General features: G+C 72.9%; 15 protein-coding genes. 4 read left to right on the forward strand and 11 right to left on the reverse strand.

Annotated features, from left to right (window positions below; genetic code table 11):
- Nucleotides 1–45: 45 nt before the first annotated feature.
- The 5 genes from IEZ08_RS34405 to IEZ08_RS34425 form a co-directional block, all read right to left on the reverse strand.
- Nucleotides 46–1,035, reverse strand: a complete 990-nt coding sequence (locus IEZ08_RS34405) for an RNA polymerase sigma factor (protein ID WP_189243850.1) — start codon at nt 1,033–1,035, stop codon at nt 46–48.
- A 148-nt stretch (nt 1,036–1,183) separates the two neighbouring features.
- Nucleotides 1,184–1,654 (reverse strand): Lrp/AsnC family transcriptional regulator, encoded by a 471-nt coding sequence (locus IEZ08_RS34410; protein WP_084780195.1) that lies wholly within the window; start codon nt 1,652–1,654, stop codon nt 1,184–1,186.
- 46 nt (nt 1,655–1,700) lie between these two features.
- A complete protein-coding gene (locus IEZ08_RS34415) occupies nt 1,701–2,429 on the reverse strand; it encodes a response regulator (protein WP_068923964.1) in 729 nt (242 codons plus the stop codon).
- Complete coding sequence (locus tag IEZ08_RS34420) at nt 2,399–3,517, reverse strand: hypothetical protein (RefSeq protein ID WP_176728525.1); 1,119 nt, start codon at nt 3,515–3,517, stop codon at nt 2,399–2,401. The genes IEZ08_RS34415 and IEZ08_RS34420 overlap by 31 nt, the downstream gene beginning before the upstream one ends.
- Complete coding sequence (locus IEZ08_RS34425) at nt 3,514–4,668, reverse strand: sensor histidine kinase (protein WP_068923966.1); 1,155 nt, start codon at nt 4,666–4,668, stop codon at nt 3,514–3,516. Before IEZ08_RS34425 ends, IEZ08_RS34420 begins: the two co-directional genes overlap by 4 nt.
- A gap of 416 nt (nt 4,669–5,084) precedes the next feature.
- Here IEZ08_RS34425 and IEZ08_RS34430 point away from each other — a divergent pair, with 416 nt between their 5' ends.
- Nucleotides 5,085–5,849 carry a PP2C family protein-serine/threonine phosphatase gene (locus IEZ08_RS34430; protein WP_068923967.1) on the forward strand — a complete coding sequence of 255 codons (765 nt, stop codon included), beginning with the start codon at nt 5,085–5,087 and terminating at the stop codon, nt 5,847–5,849.
- A 118-nt stretch (nt 5,850–5,967) separates the two neighbouring features.
- Nucleotides 5,968–6,318 (forward strand): STAS domain-containing protein, encoded by a 351-nt coding sequence (locus tag IEZ08_RS34435; protein ID WP_068923968.1) that lies wholly within the window; start codon nt 5,968–5,970, stop codon nt 6,316–6,318.
- A gap of 25 nt (nt 6,319–6,343) precedes the next feature.
- Here the strand turns inward: IEZ08_RS34435 and IEZ08_RS34440 are convergent, their stop codons facing one another.
- The 4 genes from IEZ08_RS34440 to IEZ08_RS34455 all read right to left on the reverse strand — a co-directional run bounded on the left by IEZ08_RS34440 (nt 6,344) and on the right by IEZ08_RS34455 (nt 12,687).
- Nucleotides 6,344–7,315 carry an SMP-30/gluconolactonase/LRE family protein gene (locus IEZ08_RS34440; RefSeq protein ID WP_068923969.1) on the reverse strand — a complete coding sequence of 324 codons (972 nt, stop codon included), beginning with the start codon at nt 7,313–7,315 and terminating at the stop codon, nt 6,344–6,346.
- Nucleotides 7,316–7,408: 93 nt separating this feature from the next.
- Entirely contained in the window at nt 7,409–10,006 is a 2,598-nt protein-coding gene (locus IEZ08_RS34445) for a DUF7824 domain-containing protein (protein WP_068923970.1), read from the reverse strand.
- Nucleotides 10,007–10,175: 169 nt separating this feature from the next.
- A complete protein-coding gene (locus IEZ08_RS34450) occupies nt 10,176–11,321 on the reverse strand; it encodes an acyl-CoA dehydrogenase family protein (RefSeq protein WP_068923971.1) in 1,146 nt (381 codons plus the stop codon).
- A 250-nt stretch (nt 11,322–11,571) separates the two neighbouring features.
- Nucleotides 11,572–12,687, reverse strand: coding sequence for a M24 family metallopeptidase (locus IEZ08_RS34455; protein ID WP_068923972.1), 1,116 nt, complete (start codon nt 12,685–12,687; stop codon nt 11,572–11,574).
- Between the two features lie 364 nt (nt 12,688–13,051).
- On the opposite strand from IEZ08_RS34455, the gene IEZ08_RS34460 reads away from it, so the two are divergent.
- Nucleotides 13,052–13,939, forward strand: a complete 888-nt coding sequence (locus IEZ08_RS34460) for a PP2C family protein-serine/threonine phosphatase (protein ID WP_229803839.1) — start codon at nt 13,052–13,054, stop codon at nt 13,937–13,939.
- Between the two features lie 246 nt (nt 13,940–14,185).
- Entirely contained in the window at nt 14,186–15,109 is a 924-nt protein-coding gene (locus IEZ08_RS34465) for a 5'-3' exonuclease (protein WP_218061727.1), read from the forward strand.
- A 13-nt stretch (nt 15,110–15,122) separates the two neighbouring features.
- On the opposite strand, the gene IEZ08_RS34470 is transcribed toward IEZ08_RS34465, so the two are convergent.
- Nucleotides 15,123–17,498: a SpoIIE family protein phosphatase gene (locus IEZ08_RS34470; RefSeq protein ID WP_084780196.1), complete on the reverse strand. Its 2,376-nt coding sequence runs from the start codon at nt 17,496–17,498 to the stop codon at nt 15,123–15,125.
- Nucleotides 17,499–17,552: 54 nt separating this feature from the next.
- On the reverse strand, nt 17,553–20,078 hold a 2,526-nt coding region (locus tag IEZ08_RS34475), incomplete at its 5' end, for a response regulator (protein ID WP_189243851.1).

The raw sequence follows: 20,078 nt of genomic DNA on the forward strand, positions 1-20,078 counted from the left end.
GCCTGTCCCGGCCCGCCGGGGTGGACGGCGGGCCGGGCGGGCCGGTCACCCCTCGGTGAAGTCGAGGTTGCGCGGGCCGTCGGCCAGCGCCCGCCCGCCGTCACCGGTCACCGGCACGTCCGGGGACACCTCCTCCAGACGGATCCCCGAGATGAGCGCCTCTCCCCCGCCGGTCAGCAGCACGCCCAGCGCCACCGCGGTGGCCTCGGGGGCCACGTCGAGGACCACCTCGGCGTGGACCCAGCCGGTGGTGCCGGTGATCGGCCGGTCGCTCATGTTGTCGAAGGCCAGCGGATGGTCCTCGGGGCCGTCGACCCGCATCCACAGCCCCATGTGGTCGGCGACGCCGCGGGCCTGGAGCCGGCCCGACACCCGGATGCGCTTGCCCTGGTACTCCTCGGGCCGGAACATCTGCATCGCCGTACCGAACCCACCGGGTTCGTCCGCCACGCACCGCAGGGACGCCACGGGCAGCCCCTCGTGCTTGTCTCCGGTGAGCTCGAACGTGTACTCCTGCGGGTGCGTCCCCGCCAGCATCCAGCCGATCACCACGGACCTCCTCGTCGTCTCGTAGGGCCGGAGGAGGCGAGCCAGCGCCTGACGCCCCCGGTGCAGGGCGCTCTTCACCGTTCCGGGACTGATCTCCAGCAGCCGGGCGATCTCGGCGATCTCCAGGTCCTCGTAGTAGTGCAACCTGAGGATCTGCCGCTGCCGGGGCGGCAGCGCCTCCATCGCCTCCGCGACCGTCGCCGTCCGGTGCCCCTGCACGGGGCGCAGGGAGGCCAGGGCCGTAACGGCCCGCTCCTCCGCCAGTCGCCGGCGCACCTCCATCCGCGCGGCGTTGGTCGCCACGACGGCCAGCCAGCCGTCCCACGACTCGACGGCCGCGCCCCTGCGGGTGTGCTGCCAGGCCCGTACGACGGCCTCCTGCACGGCGTCCTCGCCGGACGCCTGCCCGGCGAAGCGGCGTTCCAGTCCCGCCGCGAGCCGTGGGAACGACTCGCGCAGGTAGTGTCGGATCTCCTCCTCGTTCATCACACTGGAGATGCACGACGCACTCCCCCAGGTTGCCTCCAGCCGGAAATATCCGAAAAATCCTGACCGGAAGGGGTCGCGGAGACCGGAGCGGGCCCGGAGCGGCGAAGCCGGGAAACGGATCCGGAGACCGGGGAGAGCGAGCGGCCTACTCCTTCTCCGGCCGGTTCTCCGCCGCCGTCAGGTCGGGGGGCCGGTGCTCGTACGGCGTGCTGAGGACGACGGTGGTCCGGGTGGAGACGTTGGCCGCGACGCGGATCTGGCTGAGCAGCTCCTCCAGCGCGCTCGGCGAGGCCACCCGCACCTTGAGGATGTAGCTCTCGTCGCCCGCGACGCTGTGGCAGGCCTCGATGGCGCTCAGGTGGGCCAGCCGGTCGGGGGCGTCGTCGGCGGCGGCCGGGTCGATCGGCTTGATGGAGACGAACGCGGTGAGCGGCAGGCCGATCTCGTCGTGGTCCAGCAGCGCCGCGTAGCCGCGCACCACCCCGCGCTTCTCCAGCCGGCGCACCCGCTGGTGCACGGCCGACACCGACAGGCCGGTCTCCTTGGCGAGGTCGGTGAAGCTCATCCGGCCGTCCGAAGCCAGCAACGTCACGATCCGGCGGTCGATCTCCTCCACCCGCCCAAGGTAGCGTGATCCCGGCCGCCCCGTTACCGCCTGACGGTCACGATCCGGATCCGGAGCCGGAGCCGGACGAGGCGCGCCCGCCGTCCGACCTCGCGGCCAGGGAGGTGTACACGGTCACCTCCTCGGGGCGGATGAGGCCGTCCTCGATGGCGCAGACGAGCAGTTTCTCCTTGGTGGGCGCGGGCCTTCCCGCCGCTGCGTACTTGACCCGGGCCCGGTCGATGTACTGGCGCACGGTCCGCTCCTTGATCCCCATCCGGGCCGCCACCGACGCCTTCGACATCGACTGGAACCAGAACAGCAGCGCGGCCCGCTCCTTGTCCGACAGCTGCGGCCGGTGCGGGCGCTCGTCCGTCGCGATCGCCTGCGCCATCGGCGGTGTCACGTTCGGCCGGTCGGCGGCCACGTCCAGGACGGTCTCCAGGCAGGACTCCCGCGTGGCCCGGCCCTTGCCGATGAACGCCGAGGCTCCCGCGTCCAGCACGGCGCGCACCGTCTCCGGTTCCTCGTGCTCGGAGAAGACGACGACGCGCTGCCCTCCCTGGCACAGCTCGGCGATCCGGTCGACGACCATGGTGCCGTTGAGGTTGAGGTCGAGCAGGAGCACGTCGGCGGCCGTGCCGCGGACGGAGTCGACGGTGGGCCCGTGGGCGACCAGCTCCACCGGGCCGGGCGGGGAGAACCACGACCTGACACCGTCCACCACGACCTGGTGGTCCTCCACCAGCGCGACCGTCACGGGGGCTGCCAGATGCTGTTGACCCATACCTCTCCTCCCTGCCGCTGATAGGTGACGACGACCCCGCTGGGTTCGTGCACCGGGGTCGCGCTGACGGGCAGATCGTCGTTGTCGGCCACGACGGCCACGCTCACCATGGTGGACATCGCGGACACGGTGACCCTGGCCCGCGACCTGGCCCCGTCCAGGGCCCGGACCGGCGCTCTGAGCAGGTCCTCCCGGACCCCCGCCGGCAGGTCGGGCAGGTTCCCGCCGAACGGCGGCGCCGCGACCAGGACCTTGCGCCGCTCGGCCGCGTCGATCCGCTCGCGCAGCACCGACACCAGCGCGTCGGGCACGTCCTCCCGCTCGGTGATGAGCCGGCGCAACCGCATGGCTCCGGCCGTGCAGTCCCGCCGTACGCGGGGATCGCCGGGGTCGGCGCCGTCGGCGAGCCGCTCCAGCAGTGACTCCGCCGCGTCGCGGATCGCGTCGTACCTGCGGAGCCGGTCGGCGTGGATGCGCCAGGCGGACTCCCGCCAGGCGTCGTCGGCGGCGAGCCTGCGGGCCAGCAGCACCGCGTCCTCGGCGCGGGCGCGCAGGGTGTGGCAGCCCGCCGTGTAACCGAGCTGCATGGTGATGCCGCCGACGATGACCACCAGGTACTTGGCGACGGAGACCCGGTCGAGCGTCCCGGTCACGACCATCGCCGTCAGCATGATGCCGGCGTTGGCGGCCAGGAACGCGACGAGCTCGGCCCGCCAGCGCGGCCGGTCCCACACCAGCATGACGCCGAGCCAGCCCACCGACCCCCACCCCCAGTCGGCGGCGCCGAGCAGGTCCCCGGGGCGGCAGGCCACGATGACCGCGACGTCCACGGCCAGCGCGGCGACGGCGAGCTCCCGTATCCTCGCCGGTCCGCGGGAGGTGCGCGCCAGCGACAGCGTCGCGATCAGGGCGATCGCGGTGTAGCCGGTCCAGGCCGCCGCCACCAGCATCGGCCGGCGGAAGGCGTGCCAGCCGGCGACCGTGACCGTCAGGTCGTAGCCGAGGTGCCACAGGCCGGTGATGACCGCGGCGCCGAGCGCGGTGTAGCGGGCGTAGCGCTGCGCCACCTGCTCGACGTCCCCGGTCACGGCCGCCACCACAGGCACACCCGGGTGCCCCGCTCGCCGGAGGAGATCTCGGCGCCGCCGTTCGGCAGGGAGCGCATCGTGTCGAGTATCGATCCGCGGACGCCGAACCGGTCGGGCGGCAGCCGGTGCTGGTCGAACCCGCGGCCCTCGTCGGCGACCTCCACGCGGATCTCACCGTCGCGCCTGCTGGAGACCAGCTCGGCCTCGCGCACTCCGGAATGCAGCGCGATGTTCGCCAGGGCCTCGGTGACGGCGCGGGCGAAGTGCTCGGCGACGTCCTCGGGCACCGTCTGCGGCGTCAGACGCCTGCGCACCTCCAGGCCGGTGGCCCGTCCCGCCACCTCCTCCAGCAGGGCGTCCAGGGCGATGGGCGCGGTGACGGCCCGCGGCGCGTCACGCAGGCTCTCCAGCGTCGACAGGTCGGCTTCCGCCTGGCCGCGCAGGACGGGCGAGGGCCCGTCGTAGACGCCCAGGCCGACCATCGTCAGCGTGTGCAGCGACGTCTCGTGAATGCTGCTGATCTGTCTCAGCTCGTCCTCGCGCCGCCGCCGGTCCACCATGAGCGCGATCTCGGCGCGGGCGCTCTCCCGCAGGAAGGCGTCGGCCGAGCTGGCGGAGCGGCGCAGCAGCGTCATCAGCGCCGCGATCGCGATGACCTGCACGAGGTGGATCGCCAGGGTGACGGTCACGTCGTGGGACGGCGAAGCCAGCCGGACACCGGCCAGGTACGCACCGGCCACGGCGAGGCCGACGGGGACGGAGATCTTCGGCAGCCAGGTGACCCCGGCGATGACGACGGTCATCGTGACCAGACCCGCGATCCAGCTCGATCCCGTGTCGAGCACCTCCCGCGCCACGAGGTGGCGCTGCGCCAGGCACAACACGATGGTGGTGGCCGCATCAGCGGCCACCAGCCACGGCGGCATCAGTTCCCTGCGCCGGGCCAGGCGGAGGAACAGCGTGGTCCACACGAGGTCGATCGCCAGCATGGGAGCCAGCCACAGGGCGGAGACCGGCGGGACGGCTCCCAGCACGGCGGCGACGACCGCCACCAGGCCCACCGTGCCCCGTGCGACCGCACCGGTACGCGCGACGGCCCTGTCCAGCTGCCTGGCCGCCGAGTCGTACCGCGTGGAACCGGGGTGAGCCATGTGCCGTCCGCCCGCGATAAGAGCACAGGACGGATCTCACCCTAACGCACCCGGCATGCGTGAGCAGAGCGGGAAAAAAGAGGCGGGAGGGGATCTCTCCCGCCATGACGGCGGGCGAGGCCATCGGTCCCACTGCGGTCCCACTGCGGTCCTACTGCGGTCCCACTGCGGTCACCCCGGTCTCCCTCGGGCCGGTTCTCCTCCGGTGTCCGGTGTTCCGGTGCCCCCTCCCTCCTCTGTCCCCCTCCCTTCCGCGGTGTTCACCCTTCTCCCCCCCTTCTCCGCACACTGGACCGCCGGCGGACCCGCGGCATGACGGCTGATCGGCCGTCACCCGGACGACGGCCGATCAGCCGTCAGGCGCATCACCTCGCGCAGGCGTGTACTTGCCCGTATGTCAGGACGAAAGGGGATTTATGACCTTCATCGTGATCACGATTCTGATCGGCTGCCTGTCCACGATGGCGGTCTACGGCCGGCACCGCCCCTGGCCTCCCGGCACGCCGGCGGCACGGCCGCGGCTGGTGGTGGCGGGCGGCACGTACGAGGGCTCGCAGGGCCGTCCCTCAGACGTGTACGTCGTCCAGGAACGGCTGATCGCGACAGCCGACGGCGGGAGCGCCACCCGGTTCGGCCACACCGCCGCCGCCCTGACCCTGGGCGCCGTCGTCGTCGCCCGGCCCCAGTACACGACACGACGGGAGCAGGACCTGGACCACTGCGTCCAGGAGGCGCACCGCGCCGTGCGCACCGCCGCGCTGCGCAACCCCGCCGTGTCCGACCTGCTCAGCACCCTGGACCTGATCGTCCTCGACCCCGGCGAACACCCGTTCCTGCGCTACGCCCACGTCGGCAACGGCGCGATCTGGTACCGCACCAAGGACGGGAGACCGCGGCCCATCACCACGCCGGACTCCCTCGGCGACGGCCCGCCGCTGCGCGCCGTCGGCCTGGCGTCCGGCCTCGTCCCCGACACCGGCACGGTACCCCTGCGTCCGGGGGACCGCGTCGCCATCGTCACGGACGGCGTGATCGGGGCCGTCGGCGCCGCGCGCCTGGCGGAGCTCCTCTCCCGGGGCTCCTCCCCCGCCGCCTGCCTCGGCGGGCTGTATGACGAGATGGCCGCCGCGGAACCCAAGGACGACGCCACAGTGATCATCGCGGACTTCGTCCCCATATGATTTCCCTCTCGCAGGGGGCGCCGGGGAACAATTCCGCCGTCGAATGCGTCCTATGGAATAGTCACGTAGACGCCGCCGTCGTGCGGCGCACCACCACAGGATGCCGGAGTGCACAAGGATGCCCGGCGTTCCCCTCGATTGGAGGTCCCGCGTGGGCCTGTCCGTGACCGCTCACGGCAATTCCATGATCCACCGGGTGACCGGTGAGATCGACATCTCCACCGCGCCCGCGCTCCGCACGCGCCTGCAGAACGCGCTGACCGCCGGCGGAAGGCTCCTCGTCGACCTGTCCGAAGTGACGTTCATGGACGCCCGCGGCCTCGGCGTGCTCGTCGCCGTCAACAACAGGGCACGCGAGCTCGGGGGCACGGTCCAGCTCATCGGCGTGCCCGCCGCGGTCGGCCGGCTGCTCAAGCTGACCGGGCTGAGCCGCACGCTCAGCCCGGAGCCCGTCCCGCTCTGCGCCTGAACCCCACCCCCGTACCCCGGCCCGCTCAGCGCCGGACGGAGACCACCTCGTAGGGGGTCGTCGGCGTGGGCGCGGTGGTGAACCGGGCGTTGGGCAGGTAGAGCCGCTTCCCGAACACCGCCACCGTGGTCGGCACGTCGAAGTCCGGGTCGGTCAGCCGCTCGACGACCCGGCCCGACGACCCGTCGCGGCTGATCTCGATCACGGCCACGGTGTCGAGCCGGTTCTGCACCACGTACAGGGTGCGGCCCAGCAGCAGCAGCCCGTCCCCGTTGACGAGCGTCTCCCCGCCCAGGTCCACTCGCGTGGCGACGCCGATGGCGGGGTCCACGCGGAACAGCGTGCCGGTGTTGGACTGCACGATGAGCAGCGACCTGCGGTCCGGCGTCTCGACGATGCCGTTGGCGTTGGTGCCCGTGCCGTACACGATGTCCCCGGTGAGCGGGAGCGTCACCGCCCGGTCGGGCAGGGCGCCCCGGCGCCCGAGGGGCAGCCGGTACAGCACGGGGCTCCTCGAGTCGGTGAACCAGGCGGCGTCGCGGGTCAGGACGACGTCGTTGACGAAGGTCGTGCCGGTGGCGAGGGTGTAGGACCTGAGCACCTCACCGGTCCGGACGTCGACGACCCGAGCGTCGCCGCCGGTGCCCCCGGCGACGAACAGCCGCCCGCGCCGGTCGGTCTTCATCCCGAGCGACGGCGTTCCCGGCCCCCTGCTGATGATCTCGCCCTCGCCGGTCCTCAGATCGGCGCGGTAGACGTCGCCGGTGGCGCGCGATCCGAAGTAGGCCACCGGGCCCGGGCCGATCGCGATCCCCTCCGGCTGGAACCCGTCGGGCAGCGGGAAGTTCTCCGGGAAGGGCGCCGCGCCGCCGGCCCGCGCCGCCGCTCCGTCGGCCTGGGCGGGCGCGACTGCTCCGTCGGCCTGGGCGGGCGCAGCCACTCCCATGACGGCGAGAAGCAGCGTGAGCAACGCGGTTGCAACGGCTCCTGGTCTCATACGATCACCATCCCCGTTCCTCCCGGCGCCGGGGAAGATCTGGGTCCTGTCTCCCAGCACTTTCCCAGGATCGGACGGAGGATCCGCCCGCCCTCACCGGGCCGCGTCACCGGAGCCGATCACTCCCTGCAGCCGCCGAGTCTCCTGGACCAGGCGGCTGGAGCCGCCCCGCGCGGTCGTCTCCACCAGCTCGGGGATGTCGGCGCGCGCCCCGGTGAGCGCGGCGGCCGTGACGCCGACGGCGAGCAGGCCGGCCAGGCCCGTGCGAGGCCTGTCCTGCGGGCGGGGAAGGATCCCGCCGCGCAGCATCCCGCAGACCGCCTCCCACACGGCGGCGTGCGCCCCCGCCGCCACGGCGTCGCCCAGAGCGGCGACCACCGGACCGAGCTTGATCACCTCGCCCGTCACCAGGTCGGCCAGGAACCGGCCGAGCTCCTGCCCGGCCAGGTCGCCGCGCGCCGCGTGGATCAGCAGGGCGTCCACGGCCGTGCCGCGTGCGCGGTCGTCCCTGAACCCCAGTCCGTGGGCGAGCGCGGCGGCGCTCACCACCCCGGCGGGACCCTGCCCTCGGGCCAGCCGGACCAGGGGGAGCAGATCGGCCCCGCGGGACCCGGCCAGCGCCGGGAGGCGAGGCAACATCCAGGCGGTGATCACCTCCCGGTGGGACGGCATGATCGCCGGCCACCACTCCGTCATCTGGGAGGCGGTGCTGACGGCATACGCGGGATTGAGCATGCACAACCTGCGGACCAGCACCGGCAGATCCTCTTCCCGGGGCCACACGGCGGGGAGGATCCGGGTCACGATCTCCGGCGAGCCCTCGTAGAGCGGCAGGCGTTCGACCCGGTGGCCGACGTCGGGGTCGGCCAGACCACCCCGGGCGAGCCAGTCCGCCAGCGCACGGCCGTCGCTCGTGGACAGCCGCCGTGCCCGTACGGCCGCCGCCGGGTCGATCTCGCGCGGCAGCCGTACCAGGGCCTGCTGGAAGTCGGCCGCGAGCGGCGGCGTCCCGGCCGCCTCCAGCCGCTCCATCCTCGCCACCAGCGTGTCCGGATCGACATGACCGGTCGAGGCGGTGGGCGTGGCCAGCAGCACCGGCACGGCCGCGGACTCCAGCGCCACCACGGCCTCTCGCAGACGCAGCACGGTGAGCACGTCGGGCATGGGGCCGCGCGCCGGGTAGGAGGGCAGGCGCCCCCTGAGCTCCCCGCTCACCTGCGGCGCCACGGCGGCGAGCGCGGCGCGGGCGGCCAGCAGATGCGGGTCGTCCATCCCGCCGAAGCCGTAGGCCGCGCTCCCGTCGAACAGGCTCGGCCAGTGACCACGCAGCACCGGCTCGACGGCCGCCCGGACGGCCTCCCGGTCGCGGTGAACCAGCGTCACCAGCCCGCCGACCAGCCGCTCGATCTCCATCTGACCCCTCGCCGCGGTGACCAGCCCGACGAGCTCATCCACCGACTCGACGGCGGCGAGCGGCCGCGTCCCCGCAGTGAACGCGGGCAGCGCCGGAGGCGTCCGCTCCGGCGCCCCCGGCAGCCGGAACGCCGTGCCCAGCCGCTCACGCAGGTCGCCGGGGAGCTCGTCGGCCGCCGCCCGGACGGCCTGGCGCCCCGGCTCCCCCGCCCGCCCGGCAAGCTTGAGCGCCAGCCGTACGGCCCGCTCCTGCAGGTCCCGCGGGCCGATGCCGAACACGGCGGCCACCGCCGCCAGCGCGTCGTCGGCGCGGCGCGGCTCCCGGCGCACGGCGGTCTCGATCCAGGAGAACGCGGCCCGCACGCACTTCTTCTCCGGCCGGAACGCCAGCGCGCCGACCGCGTCGGAGAACAGCTCGTCCGTCAGCAGCCCGGCGTCGTCGGCGCGCCGCAGCCGTACCACGGCGAGCCCGGCGGCCGGTCCGGAGGCTACGGACAGCGACCGCACGAGATCCCTGACCGGGAGATCCTCCGGCTCCGGCCGGAGAGCGGCGAACAGATCCGTGAACGGCCACGACTCACCGTCGAAGAACGCGGCGGCGCAGCCTTCGGCCAGTTCCCGGCGCTCGATCACGTCCTCGTCCGCGAGCCCGGCCATCACCGCGGCCCACGCCTGGATCACCTCCGCCTTCGGGCGCAACCGCGCCGACGGGCCGCGAAGGCGCAGCAGCACGCGGAGCAGGTCGCGCGCCAGCCGTTCACCGGTGACGCGGTGGCCGGCCTCGGCCACCGCACGCATCCAGCCGATGACGAACGTCTCGGAGCCCGGCGGCTCGATGTCCGGGTCCTCCAGGAGAGCGGCGGCGGGATACCACGCCGACCACCACATCGCCCGGCCCCTGCTCTCGTCGCCGTCATCCCACGGCGCCTGCTCCGCCAGACGGCTGACGACCTGCGAGCGCCACTGCGCCGGACGGCCCCGCAGCAACCGCGCGAGACGGTCGGCGTCCCGCCGGTGCCCGGTCCACAGCCACAGCTCCGGCTTGGTCAGCCATCTCGCGACCTCCCGGGCGTCGTCGAGGCAGACGGCGAGAGCGGCGCGCAGCGCGGGGGCCTGCTCGTGCTCCGGCCGCTCCCTCCCCCACCAGGCATTCCTGGCCATGGCTTTCCAGAAGTAGATCCGCAGAGGCGCGGCCAGCGCGTATCGGTCCGCGTCCGCCGCGACCTCCAGCAGCCCGGCTGTTCCCTCCGCGTCGCCCTCCTTGATCCGTTCGAGCACGCGCGGCCACAGGGTCGCGGCGTCACCCGCCGGTGGAGACGGCGAGTCTCCGGGACCCTGGCCGGGTTGAGCGCCGGAAGGCGCGGGGGTATGCCGTGCCGCGTCAGACATGGCCGGGACGTTACTGACCGCCTCCGACAGTCTCGCGGTCCCCGTCAGGCGCCGCGGGTCAGCCCTTGGCGACGGCGCGGCCGATGACCAGGCGCTGGACCTGGTTGGTGCCCTCGACGATCTGCAGGACCTTGGCCTCGCGCATGTAGCGCTCGACCGGGAAGTCCTCCACGTAGCCGTAGCCGCCGAGTACCTGCACGGCATCGGTGGTGACCTTCATGCACATGTCGGTGGCGAACAGCTTGGCCATCGCCGCCTGCGTGCCGTACGGCCGTCCCGCGTCGCGGGCGCGGGCGGCGTCGAGGTAGAGGGCGCGGGCTGCGGCGATCTGGGTGGCCATGTCGGCCAGCATGAAGCCGACACCCTGGAAGTCGACGATGCGGGTGCCGAACTGGCGGCGCTCCCTGGCGTAGGAGGCGGCGGCGTCGAAGGCCGCCTGGGCCAGGCCGACGGCGCAGGCGGCGATGCCGAGCCGGCCGCCGTCCAGGGCGGCCATCGCGATGCGGAAGCCCTCCCCCTCCGCACCGATCAGTGCCTCCGGCGCGAGCCGTACCCCGTCGAAGCGGACCTGGGCGGTCGGCGAGGACTTCATGCCCATCTTCCGCTCGGGTTCGCCGAACGAGAGGCCCTCGGCCGAGGCCGGCACGTGGAAGCAGGAGATCCCGCGCGCCCCGTCGGCGGAGGTGCGGGCCATGAGCGTGTAGAAGTCGGCGGCGCCGCCGTGGGTGATCCAGGCCTTCACCCCGTCCACGGCGTAACCGTCGGCGTCGCGGACGGCCTTGGTGGTCAGGGCCGCGGCGTCGGACCCGGAGTGCGGCTCCGACAGGCAGTAGGCGCCCAGCAGCTCGCCGCCGAGCATCCCGGGCAGCAGGCTCTCGCGTTGCGCGCCCGTGCCGTAGGCGGCGACCGGGAAACACGACAACGTGTGCACCGACAGGCCGAGACCGACCGCCAGCCAGCCCGCGGCGAGCTCCTCGATCACCTGGAGGTAGACCTCGTACGGCTGCGCGGCCCCGCCGTGCTCCTCGGGGTAGGGCAGGCCCAGCAGACCGGACGCGCCCAGGGTGGCGAACACCTCGCGCGGGAAACGCCCGGCGGACTCGTCGCCCGCCGCCCGCGGCGCGACCTCCTTGCCGATCAGGTCGCGGACCAGGTCCAGCAGGTCGTGGGCCTCGGGGGTCGGAAGGACACGCTCGACGGGCATCGCCGCACACTCCAGATCATGGGCGTGGAACAGTGAAGGACAACGGGGTGACCGGGATCGCCGGTCACCCCGATTGTGGCATCCGACCCGATTGTGACATGTCCATGGCGACGCTTCGCGTCGCGGCTCGGGGGCTGGTAACCGGCTCCCGCCGTCGTCACGTCCTCGCTTCGCTGCGGGCGCTCCTCCATTGGCTCACCGGCGCCCCCGCACGGGTCCATGGCGACGCTTCGCGTCGCGGCTCGGGGGCTCAGATGACGATCAGCTCGCGGGGGCGGTGGTTGACCCGCTCGCCGCCGTCCTCAGTGCAGATCAGGATGTCCTCGATGCGCGCGCCGTGCGTCCCGGGCAGGTAGATGCCCGGCTCGACGGAGAAGGCGAAGCCGGGCTCCAGCGGCTCGGTGTTGCCCGCCACGATGTACGGCTCCTCGTGGCTCTCCAGGCCGATGCCGTGGCCGGTGCGGTGGATGAAGTACTCGCCGTAGCCCTCGGCGGCGATCACCTCGCGGGCGGCGGCGTCGATCTCCTCGCACGGGACGCCGGGCCGTACGGCGGCGCAGGCGGCCTCCTGGGCACGCTGGAGCACGTCGTAGTACTTCAGGAAGCCCGCCGGCGGCTCACCGACCGAGTAGACCCGGGTGGAGTCGGAACGGTAACCGCTGGGCATCCGGCCGCCGATGTCGACCACCACCGGCTCGCCGGCCTGGATGACGCGGTCGGACAGCTCGTGGTGCGGGCTGGCGCCGTTGGGCCCCGACCCGACGATGACGAAGTCGACGGTCACGTGCCCGGCGGCGAGGATCGCCTCGGCGATGTCCCGGCCGACCTCCCGCTCGGTCCGCCCCGCCTTCAGCAGGTCGGGGACCTGCGCGTGGACGGCGTCGATCGCGGCGCCCGCCTCGCGCAGCGCGGCGGCCTCGGCGGCGCTCTTGCGCATGCGCAGCCCGCGCAGGACGGTGCCGGCGAGAACCTGCTCGGCGCCGGGGAGCGCATCGCGGAAGCGCAGCGACTGCATCGCCCACATCAGATCGGCCAGCCCGACCTTGCCGACCCTGCCCAGCCGGGCGGCCACGACCGCGTAGGGGTCGTCGGTCTCGTCCCAGGCGACGAACTCGACGCCGAGCCGTGAGGCCGGGGAGTGCTCGGCCGCGGGCAGTTCCAGTCTCGGCACCATCATGAACGCCTCGCCCCGGGCGGGCACCACCAGGCAGGTGAGCCGCTCCAGCGGCAGCGCCTCGTAGCCGGTGATGTAGCGCAGGTCGGGGCTGGGGGTCAGCAGCAGGGCGTCGAGCCCGGCGGCGGCGGTCGCCTCCTGGGCGGCGGCCAGGCGGGCGACGGGGTACAGGTCAGAGGACTCCTTTGTCACGTGGACCAATCTAAGGGGTGTCCGCGGTTGCGGGATCACCAATGCGCCGGACCGGCCGCCACCGGCCGGAACACCGATGGGTTGGCAGTGGAGCGGGCACCTCACTACACTCCGTGCAATGGCGCTCACGTTTTGTCGGCCGCTTCGGCGGCGGGGCGTCCGACCAAGCCCACGAAATCCCTCCCACGGGCCCTCCCACGGGACGGGATCACCCCCATAGGCGAGCCGCAGGCATCCTCCACCGGTATCCCGCTCCTCCAGCGTGCCGGCGGTCACGCCACCGGTACGAACGAGGAACGACCATGCAGACCGTACGCCCGATCCTCCCCGGTCTGGAGATCAGGACGCCCTCGGCGGTGACCGGGTGAGCGGTCCGGTGCCGCCGGGCACGGCCCGGACGATGCAGCGGCCCCGCGACGAACCCGGCGAGCCCGTCTCCGCCGAGCACGTCCTCCTCAGCGCGCGCCTGGCCCTGGCCGAGCAGACCGCGTCGGACTCCCGCCGGCTGCTGCTGGAGGTCAGCGAGCAGGCCGCCGCGGAGCGGAACGTGAGCGCCGCGCTGCGTGATGCGATCATGCCCGGTCCCGGTGCCGACGTGGACCTGCCGCACGCGCGGATCACGGCGCGCTACGTCCCGGCGGGGGCCGGAGCAGGGCTGGGCGGCGACTGGTACGACGCCGGTTCCCTGCCCGACGGCCGGGCCGTGCTGGCGATCGGCGACGTGGCCGGCCACGGCCTGCCCGCGCTCGCCCGGATGGCCCAGCTCAGGCACGCGCTCGCCGGGCTGGCCATGAGCGGCGCGCCGCCCGGCCGGCTGCTGGCCTGGCTGGACGATCTGGTCGTGCACCGGATGCCCGGGACGACCGCGACCGCGATCGTCGGTCACCTCGACCCGGACACCTCCGTGTTCACCTGGGGCCAGGCCGGGCACCCGGCGCCGATCCTGGTCCGCGACGGGGCCGCCGCCCAGCTCGCCCCGCCGGACGGGGTGCTGCTCGGGGTCGGCGCGGGCCTGCCGTACGAACCGGCCGAGGTACGCCTGAAGGCGGGGGACCTGCTGCTGCTGTTCACCGACGGGCTGGTGGAACGGCGCGGCCGTGACATCGGCGAGGGCCTCGCGCTGGCCCTGGAGGCGGCGTCCCGGCTGCCCCGCGGCGGCCTGGACGCCGGGCTGGACCGGATGATCGAGGCGGTCTGCGGGAGCGCCCCCGAGGACGACGTGTGCCTGCTCTCGGTCGAGATCCCCGGCTGACTCACCTCCGAGATCCCCGGCTGACTCACCTCCGAGATCCCCGGCTGACTCACCTCCGAGATCCCCGGCTGACTCACCTCCGAGATCCCCGGCTGACTCACCTCCGGGATCCCCCGGCCGATCGCACACGGCGTGGCCGGCTTCCGGCAGGTGCGTCCGGTTCCCGGGTGACGGTCCTGCCGGTCGTTTCCGGCCGGGCCCCGATCGGCGCGCGGACTGTCGGCGCGGCTTGGTTGAATGGGGGCCATGCCCCGACTGATGATCCTCGACACGCCGTCCCTCTACTTCCGCGCCTTCTACGGGGTGCCGGAGTCGGTCACCGCTCCCGACGGAATGCCGGTCAACGCGGTCCGCGGGGTCATCGACATGATCGCCTCCCTGGTCCGGGAGCACTCCCCCGGCGAGCTGGCCGCCTGCATGGACGCCGACTGGCGGCCGGCCTTCCGGGTGACGGCCATCCCCTCCTACAAGGCCCACCGGGTCGCGTCCGACGGCGGCGAGGAGGTCCCCGACACGCTCGCCCCGCAGGTCCCGGTGATCGAGCAGGTGCTGGACGCGGCGGGGATCGCCCGGGTCGAGGCGGCCGGTTACGAGGCCGACGACGTCATCGGCACGCTCACCGCCCGCTCCCGCGGCCCGGTGGACATCGTCACCGGCGACCGGGACCTGTTCCAGCTGGTGGACGACGCCCGGCCGGTCCGCGTCCTCTACACGGTGCGGGGGATCAAGAACATCCAGCCCGTCGACGAGGCCGCCGTCGCCGAGCGGTACGGCATCCCCGGGCGCGCCTACGCCGACTTCGCCGTCCTGCGCGGCGACCCCAGCGACGGGCTGCCCGGCGTCGCCGGGATCGGCGACAAGACCGCCGCCACGCTGATCACCCGGTTCGGCTCGCTCGCGGAGCTGCTGAAGGCGGCGGAGGAGGACGGCGCGGAGAACGGCCTGACCAAGGGGCAGCGGGCCAAGCTGGCCGCCGCCCGCGACTACCTCGCCGTCGCCCCGGCGGTGGTCCGGGTCGCCCACGACGCGCCGCTCCCGGAGACCGGGCCCGCGGGGCTCGTCCTCCCGGCGGAGCCCCGCGACCCGGAGGCGCTGGAGGCCCTCTCCGCCCGGTACGGCCTGGGCGGCCCGCTCAAGCGCCTGGCCGACGCCCTGTCCTGGAAGGCGTGACCCCGGGTCCTCGTCAGCACAGCTGGACGCCGATGAGGCAGGTGTCGTCGTCGGTGTCGGAGTTGCTGTGGGTGAGCAGGTGATCGAGGCGGTGCTCCAGCGTGCCCCCACGGTGCGAGGCCGTGCGCAGGAGCTGCTCCTGTGACTGGTGCAGGGCGAGGTCGCGCCGTTCGATCAGGCCGTCGGTGTACATCAGCAGGATGTCGCCCGGCTCGAGCTGGATCTGGGCCTCTTCGTACTCGGCGTCGGAGAGGGCGCCGAGCAGAAGCCCGCCGATCAGATCCAGTTCGGCCGCGTCGTCCTGCCGGATCAGGATGGGCGGCAGGTGCCCGGCCCTGGCCCAGCGCAGGATGCGGGTCTCCGGGTCGTACAACGCGCAGACGGCCGTGGCCGTCACGTTCTCGGTCAGGTGATGGGTGACCATGTTCAGCCAGGTCAGCAGCTGTCCCGGACCCGCACCGGTGGCCGCCAGGCCGCGCAGCGCGTTGCGCAGGACGACCATGCCGGTCGCCGCCTCGATGCCGTGCCCGGCGACGTCGCCCAGCGACAGCAGGACCTGCTTGGAGGGCAGGACGACGGCGTCGTACCAGTCGCCGCCGACCAGGTGCTCCTGCTCCGCCGGCCGGTAACGGACGGCGATGTTCAGGTCGAAGGCCTCCAGCGGCCCCCGGCTGGGCGGCATGATCGCCTGCTGCAGCTGCAGGGCCAGCCTGTTGCGCTCGGCGGCCTGCTCCTCGGTGTGGGCGAGCTGGTCGCGGGTGGCGGCCAGGGCCACCTCGGTCCAGTGCTGTGCGGAGATGTCCTGGTAGGCGCCCCGGATCGCCAGCAGACGCCGGTCGGGGGACAGGACGGGCTCGGCGATGATTCTGATGTGCCGGGCGATGCCGTCGGGCCGCTGCAGCCGGAACGCGATCGAGGCCGGCCGGCGGTGGTGCAGCAGGCTGCGCAGGAAGCGGCCGATGGCGTTGGCGTCGTCCGGGTGCGCGTGCTCGGACAGCCGCTCCAGCGGGATCGGCGGCTGGCCGGGGTCCATGCCGTAGAGGGCGTAGAGCTGGCTGTTCCAGATGATGTCCCCGGTGAGGGCGTTCTCCTCGAAACCGCCGATGCGGCCCAGGCGCTGGGCGTGCTGCAGCAGGTTGGCCAGCCGTACGGTCTCGTCCTGCACGCGCCAGACGAGCAATACGCTGTCGCCGTGCCGGGTGATGCTCACCGTGGCGACGCTGTCCAGCGGCACCTGGTCCACGAGCGCGGTGATGGTCATCTGGTCGGCCCGGTACGGCTCGCCGGTGGCGTGCACTCGCTCGATCTTGGAGAAGAGCCCGCTGTCCTCGGCGGCCAGGGGGTAGGCCTCCAGCAGCAGGGCGCCGTTGACGGCGCCGACGGGCCGGCCTGCCGGGTCGACGAAGTGGGGGTTGGTGTGGCTGATACGGAAATCGATCAGCTTGCCGTCGTGGTCCAGGTGGGGGCGGAGGATCAGCGCGGCGTCCGGCAGGCAGTCGGCGAGGCCTGTCAGCTCGTCCAGGGCGGTGCCGTGATCGCTGCCCGCGGGCAGGTCGAGGGTGTGCGCGCACAGCTCGGCCAGCGCCTCGATCTGCTTGGTGACCTGGGGCGGCTGTGGTTCGAGCGGCCGCGCCCAGCCGATCTCCAGCACTCCCAGGATCCGGCCGCCGGTGCCCGCCGGAACGACCACCCGCCCGCCGTCCGGCGCCGCGCGCATCCCGATCGAGGGCAGGCCGACGTCCGACAACGCCCGGATCCAGACGGCCCGCTGCTCGTCCAGGGCTCGCCGGGCGGGTGTCGCCACGCCGGGCGGGACGTACCGCCACTGGCGCGCCTCCACCTCGCTGAAACCGGCGTGTCCGGCCAGCGTGAGGGAGGTGTCCGAACCGGCCATCCAGATGGCGACGGCCGTGGCGTCCAGCGGGGTGAGGGCGTGCTCCAGCAGCGACTGGGCCACCGCCGGCACGTCCGTCGCCTTGAGCATGCTGTTCTCGGCGGTGCGCAGCCGCACCGCCACACCGGCCGCCTCCGGCGCGCCGTGCGCGGAACGCGCCGCGTTCAGGAAGTCGTGGGCAGCCTGGCTGATCTTGTCGTGGGTCGCCTGGTTGATGATGTCGGCGGCCAGCTCCAGCCGGCTCACCCCGGCCTGGTCCGCGAGTGCGGCGAGCTGGTGTTCGGCCGCGGTGAGCCCGCACTGCAGCCGCTCGATCAGGATTCCCTTGGCCACCTCGATCAGCGCGCGCCCCTCGGCGGCGCGCTGGGCGCGCTCGACCTCCTGGCGCAGACGCTCGATGGTGGCCGCCAGCCGCCCCACGTTGCTCCCCGCCGCGGGATGGCCGGGCAGGGCGGATACGACCGGGACGGCCAGGTGGTGCGATGGGCTCTGCACGTGACTACTCCTTGCCGGTGGGCCGTGTCCTCCGCGGGCGGAACGGGTTGGGCGTCAGGCGTTGAGCCACTGGCGGATCCGTCCGATGAGGTGGTCGGCGTCGACGGGCTTGGTCACGTAGTCGCTGGCCCCGGCGGCGATGCTCTTCTCCTGGTCACCCGGCATGGCCTTGGCCGTCACCATGATGATCGGCAACTCGGCGTACTGCGGCATGGCCCGTACGGCCGTCGTGGCGGCGTAGCCGTCCATCTCCGGCATCATCACGTCCATCAGGACCAGGTCGGTCTCGGGGTGGGCGACCAGTGTGTCGATGCCCTGACGGCCGTTCTCGGCGTGCAGCACGTTGACACCGTGGATCTCCAGCATGCTGGTCAGCGCGAGCAGGTTGCGGGTGTCGTCGTCGACGACCAGCACGGTGCGGCCGGCCAGTGAGCTCTGGCCCTCCTCCAGCACGGGTACCACCTCCGCCGCCGCCTCCGACCTGATCAGCGGCACGACGTCGCCGGGCTGGTCGGCGCTGAGGTGCAGGGCGATGCGCTCCCGCAGCTCGTCCAGGCTGAACAGCAGCTCCAGGGGGCGGTCCTGGATGCGGGACAGCAGCCGCCGTTCCTGCTGCGGGTTGATCCGCCAGTTGCTGTAGCCCAGCACCGGGACCGCCGCCAGGGCGGGGTCGCCGTCCATCGCCTCCAGCAGCTGGTACGCCGCCAGCTCGGGCAGGTCCAGGTCGAGCACGATGCAGTGGCACGGCTCTGTTGCCAGCAGGGCTGCGGCCTCCTGCCCTCCCGCGGCGGTGACCAGCTCGATCGTCTCGCTCGTGCCCGACAGCTCGGTCACGGCGCTCTCGGCCACCAGGGACAGCAACCCGCCGACCCGCTGTTCGATCACCAGCAGCCGGCGCGGCTGCACCGCGGACGAGGCGGGTGTGTGCGCCTTCACGGACTCGTCGTGCCGCGCCGCCTGCGGGTCGGCCGCGGACGGCTCGGCGGCCGCCGCGCGCTCCTCGAAATCGGGGTGCGCGACCGGCAGGTACAGGGTGAAGGCGCTGCCCTGGCCGGGCGTGCTCTGCGCGGTGATCGCGCCGCCCAGCAGGTGGGCGATCTCCCGGCTGATCGACAGGCCCAGGCCGGTACCGCCGTACTTACGGCTGGTGGTCCCGTCGGCCTGCTGGAACGCCCCGAAGATCATCTCCAGCTGCTGCTCCTCGATGCCGATGCCGGTGTCGACCACCCGTAGCGCGATGGCGGCGCCGTTGGCGCGCACCGAGGGGGGCATCTCGGCCTGGCCGGCGGGCTCGATGCGCAGCTCCACGCTTCCGGACTCGGTGAACTTGACCGCGTTGGACAGCAGGTTGCGCAGCACCTGGCGGAGCCGGGAGTCGTCGGTGAGCAGCTCCGCCGGGACGCCGGGCGCGGTGACGACCTGGAAGTTCAGGCTCTTCTGGGTGGTCATCGGCCGGAAGGTGGCCTCGACGTAGTCCAGCAGGCGGCGCAGCGGCACCCACTCGGGGCTGATGTCCATCTTGCCGGCCTCGACCTTGGACAGGTCGAGGATGTCGTTGATCAGCTGCAGCAGGTCCGACCCGGCCGAGTGGATGATCCCGGCGTACTCCACCTGCTTGGGTGTGAGGTTGCGGGTGTGGTTCTGGGCGAGCAGCTGGGCGAGGATGAGCAGGGAGTTGAGCGGGGTGCGCAGCTCGTGGCTCATGTTGGCCAGGAACTCGCTCTTGTACTTGGAGGCCAGGGCGAGCTGCTGGGCGCGGTCCTCCAGTTCCTGGCGCGCCTGCTCGATCTCCAGGTTCTTGGCCTCGATGTCCTGGTTCTGCCGGACCAGCAGGGTGGCCTTCTCTTCCAGCTCGGCGTTGGAGCGCTGCAGTTCCTCCTGCTGGCTCTGCAGCTCCTCCGAGCGCGCCTGCAGCTCGGCGGCCAGCCGCTGTGACTCCTTCAGCAGCTCGTCGGTGCGGGAGTTGGCCACGATCGTGTTGAGGTTGACCCCGATCGTCTCCATGAGCTGCTCCAGGAACGCCCGGTGCACCGGCGTGAACGCCTGCACCGAGGCCAGCTCGATCACGCCGAGGACCTGTTCCTCGACCACGACGGGCAGCACGATGAGGGAGGCGGGTTCGATCTTGCCGAGTCCGGAGTCGATGGTGATGACACCGGAGGGGAGGTCCTCGGTCAGGGCGATCGTCCTGCGGCTGCGGGCTGCCTGACCGATCAGCGCCTCGCCCATCTTGAACCGGACCGGCCGGTCCGCGTCGGCCGGGTATCCGTAGGCGCTGATGAGCTTCAGCTCACTCTCCTCGGCCAGGAAGAACGCCCCGTACTGGGCGCGCACGAGCGGGGCCAGCTCGTTCATCACCAGCTCGGCCACCACCGTCAGGTCCCGGTGCCCCTGCATCAGCCCGGACATGCGGGCCAGGTTGGACTTGAGCCAGTCCTGCTGCTCGTTGGCCAGGGTGGTCTCGCGCAGCGACTTCACCATCGAGTTGATGTTGTCCTTGAGGTCCGCCAGCTCACCCTCGGCGTCGACGGTGATGGAGCGGGTCAGGTCGCCCGAGGTCACCGCGCTGGTCACCTCGGC

Origin of the sequence: Planobispora rosea, from assembly GCF_014648175.1 — a bacterium.
GTDB classification, from domain to species: Bacteria; Actinomycetota; Actinomycetes; order Streptosporangiales; family Streptosporangiaceae; genus Planobispora; species Planobispora rosea.

Bases quoted from the DNA above. Each gene is read 5' to 3' on its own strand.
- IEZ08_RS34405 (WP_189243850.1), bottom strand. From the start codon at position 1,035: ATGAACGAGGAGGAGATCCGACACTACCTGCGCGAGTCGTTCCCACGG.
- IEZ08_RS34415 (WP_068923964.1), bottom strand. From the start codon at position 2,429: ATGGGTCAACAGCATCTGGCAGCCCCCGTGACGGTCGCGCTGGTGGAG.
- IEZ08_RS34425 (WP_068923966.1), bottom strand. From the start codon at position 4,668: ATGGCTCACCCCGGTTCCACGCGGTACGACTCGGCGGCCAGGCAGCTG.
- IEZ08_RS34430 (WP_068923967.1), top strand. From the start codon at position 5,085: ATGACCTTCATCGTGATCACGATTCTGATCGGCTGCCTGTCCACGATG.
- IEZ08_RS34435 (WP_068923968.1), top strand. From the start codon at position 5,968: ATGCCCGGCGTTCCCCTCGATTGGAGGTCCCGCGTGGGCCTGTCCGTG.
- IEZ08_RS34440 (WP_068923969.1), bottom strand. From the start codon at position 7,315: ATGAGACCAGGAGCCGTTGCAACCGCGTTGCTCACGCTGCTTCTCGCC.
- IEZ08_RS34450 (WP_068923971.1), bottom strand. From the start codon at position 11,321: ATGCCCGTCGAGCGTGTCCTTCCGACCCCCGAGGCCCACGACCTGCTG.
- IEZ08_RS34465 (WP_218061727.1), top strand. From the start codon at position 14,186: ATGCCCCGACTGATGATCCTCGACACGCCGTCCCTCTACTTCCGCGCC.